The organism is Microbulbifer okhotskensis (assembly GCF_023895975.1).
Taxonomy (GTDB): Bacteria; Pseudomonadota; Gammaproteobacteria; order Pseudomonadales; family Cellvibrionaceae; genus Microbulbifer; species Microbulbifer okhotskensis.
On record NZ_JALBWM010000233.1, the window covers coordinates 1 to 2,627 of the forward strand.

Annotated in this window: 3 protein-coding genes and 1 pseudogene; 2 read left to right on the forward strand and 2 right to left on the reverse strand. The window is 45.2% G+C overall.

Going from position 1 to position 2,627, the window contains the following annotated elements; all coding sequences use genetic code 11:
- Positions 1 to 420: 420 nt before the first annotated feature.
- Positions 421 to 558, reverse strand: a complete 138-nt coding sequence (locus MO867_RS21495; protein ID WP_252472956.1) for a transposase — start codon at positions 556 to 558, stop codon at positions 421 to 423.
- Positions 559 to 1,193: 635 nt separating this feature from the next.
- Between MO867_RS21495 and MO867_RS21500 the strand changes: the two genes are divergently transcribed.
- Together MO867_RS21500 and MO867_RS21505 are read left to right on the forward strand one after the other, a co-directional pair.
- Positions 1,194 to 1,679 (forward strand): hotdog fold domain-containing protein, encoded by a 486-nt coding sequence (locus tag MO867_RS21500; protein ID WP_252472958.1) that lies wholly within the window; start codon positions 1,194 to 1,196, stop codon positions 1,677 to 1,679.
- A 218-nt stretch (positions 1,680 to 1,897) separates the two neighbouring features.
- Positions 1,898 to 2,356 carry a hypothetical protein gene (locus MO867_RS21505; protein ID WP_252472961.1) on the forward strand — a complete coding sequence of 153 codons (459 nt, stop codon included), beginning with the start codon at positions 1,898 to 1,900 and terminating at the stop codon, positions 2,354 to 2,356.
- Between the two features lie 28 nt (positions 2,357 to 2,384).
- Here MO867_RS21505 and MO867_RS21510 read toward each other — a convergent pair.
- Positions 2,385 to 2,627 (reverse strand): annotated as a pseudogene (locus MO867_RS21510) (hypothetical protein); the annotation flags it as partial.

The following is a 2,627-nucleotide window of genomic DNA, read 5'->3' on the forward strand; positions in this document are numbered from 1 at the left end:
GAGCGGTACAGTGACTATGGGGCTATAGCTGCATGAAACTGTCCGAAGTGTTGTTACGTAACAGTTACATTAACCGGCGGCTTCCGAGGCTCTGTCGAGATTCTGAAAATAAGGCCTTCAAACGATAGCATAGTTTCCATGTCTGGCCATCTATTGAGCTGTCACTACGGCGACACCACTCGTAATAGCTACTCTTATTTACCTGCATTACTCGGCAGAGCGCCCTAACTGGAAAGCTGCTATGCTGCTCTTTAAAAAAGTTGTACTTTACTTCATTTCTTTCGTAAAGAAGGCACTGGCCTTTTTTAGGATTTCTCTCTCCATCCACAATAGCTTGATTTCACGTCGCAACCGATCTAATTCAGCACGCTTGCCGGTATCCAGCCTTTCTCCGCTCTCTTCCAGCTTCAGCTCGTTTAGTTAGCGTCGCAGGTTGCTGGCAGTGGTTCCTACAGCCTCTGCGGCCTTAGAAATCGAATACCCTTGCTCAGAGATCAGGGCTACGGCGTCTTTCTTGAACTCCGGCTTGAATTGCCGGCGTGTACCTTTTGTTGTCATACATCACCTCGCTTGGTAGTTTTACCATTTTGGCGAAGTGTCCGGAAGTATTAGACCACTACAGTGTGTTATGTTTTTGATAAGTTGATCTGTTTGTTTTCAGCTAATTGAACGCTGGTGATGGAGGTGTCAGGCAGTATTTCACCTGTGTGAATTCACAGATTGAAATCTTATTTTTAGTAGTCGTGTGTTAGGCGTATCCTGAGATATGGGGCGAATTGAGAACTTTTTTTTGATGTCAGAAAAACATTACTCCGGTATGCGAGGTCGACAAGCTTGATCGTTGAGTGATTTCATTGTTAACACCACCACCAGTTTAAATTTTTAAAATTAATATGCATGACGTACCCAGCTTAGTAAATACTGATGCCATGCTTCGGTTTTAGCTTATTCTTACACTAATTGCGATATCTAATAGTGTATAGGTGCTAGTCCACGATCTGGGTTGTTTGGAGCAGCTTTACATTTATGCGGCGACTGGAGTGTCTTCATCTGACAATGTGTGGATGAGTTCCTGGTCAATGAAGCTGATAGTTCTGACTAACTCGAGTGCTGACTGAATGATGTATAGTTGCGCGAAAAAGCGAGCAACCTTAGTGGTGTTTGCTCGTGATTGGTCAAGATAATGAGGTAATATGGACTATCAATCTTCGAAAAGCCCTGTGCTACATTTGTGGAAGAGGTTTGGTGGCTCTGTCTTTGGGCGTTGGGCGGTATCTAAAGTCGTTGCTTTCAAGGCACCGTATTTCAGGTCCATTAAGCCCCGTTTTACAGAGGTGGCTCCTGGGCGAGTTGAAGTTTGCTTAGGCAAGCGCTGGAGTGTGACTAACCATATAGGTACTGTACATGCAATTGCTATGTGCAACGCAGCGGAGCTTGCTGGTGGTGTTTGCCTGGATGTATCCCTAGATCGCAGGTTGCGCTGGATACCCGTAGGTATGGAAGTTAAGTACTTGAAGATGGCAAAAACTGACCTTCGAGCAGTTTGTGAATACCCAGGCTATGAGTCTTTAGAGGCGGGTGATGTTGTAATGTCGGTGGGTGTTTATAATGCGCATGGTGAGGAGGTTTTCCATGCAGACATTACAATGCGTGTTACTTCACGTCCCAACGCCAAGTAACGGCTACTTTAATCGATTGATTGTTCCCATAGGCCAACTTGAGCGGTGGTCTAGCTTAGATAAGGTTTCCCGGTGCCAGAGCTATGGTGCCGTAAGCCAAGAGTTCCACTATTGTGGGTTAAAAAATATACTCTCGGTAGTGGTTACTTTGACCCAGGTGTGTAACGATAGTATTTCCCGTAAAATACCCCGTTATCTATTTTTGATTTGGGGACGTTATGGAATTGGCCTGGGAATTAGAGCAATCGGCAAGTCCGATTGGCTTGGCAGCTGGTCGTGTTGCAGACTATGAGTTGCACCAAACACAAAGTTCTGCCATTTCAAGTGATGATGTCTATCGAGATCTTGCCGAGACCTTACAGCTGGCGATAGCCAAGCTCAACGATAACATCAATGATGTGTCTTTATTCTTTCTGATTAGCTGGGAGCCAATAACGGCTACGATTACGATCTCGGTAACCGATGATCAACGTGCAAATGACTCTAAGACGATTGTTCGCTGTCACTTTACAGAGCTTGTGGCTCAAGATGGCGAAGGGAAGGTTTCTTTGGGCGACGTCTCTGCAGATCTAAGTTTTTGGTGTAAGGAGTTCCTGTCTACTGACCAGGAGTTTACACAGTTCTCCCTGGTTGCCCTTTATACAGATAGTTCCAGGCATAAGGCGTCTATCCTGTAGTTTGTTTTTCAGGCTTGAATCGGATCGTTCAAAGTATTGAGCAGTTGATAAAGCGTATAACTACAGATTCATTAGTGGTAAGCCTTCTTACCTGAGAATCAGGTAAAGCTTCGATTGCCAACATAAGCGACACACGCCTGCCCGCTAAAAACTCCAGCGGACTCCAAAAATTTAACATTTTGCTTGGCCGGGCATTAATACGAAACACCGCATCGCCAATCTGACTTTTCGGCAACTTGCCAAGTTCCATCCCTTTTGGGAAGAAACGCCT

Bases quoted from the DNA above. Each gene is read 5' to 3' on its own strand.
- MO867_RS21495 (WP_252472956.1), bottom strand. From the start codon at position 558: ATGACAACAAAAGGTACACGCCGGCAATTCAAGCCGGAGTTCAAGAAA.
- MO867_RS21505 (WP_252472961.1), top strand. From the start codon at position 1,898: ATGGAATTGGCCTGGGAATTAGAGCAATCGGCAAGTCCGATTGGCTTG.
- MO867_RS21500 (WP_252472958.1), top strand. From the start codon at position 1,194: ATGGACTATCAATCTTCGAAAAGCCCTGTGCTACATTTGTGGAAGAGG.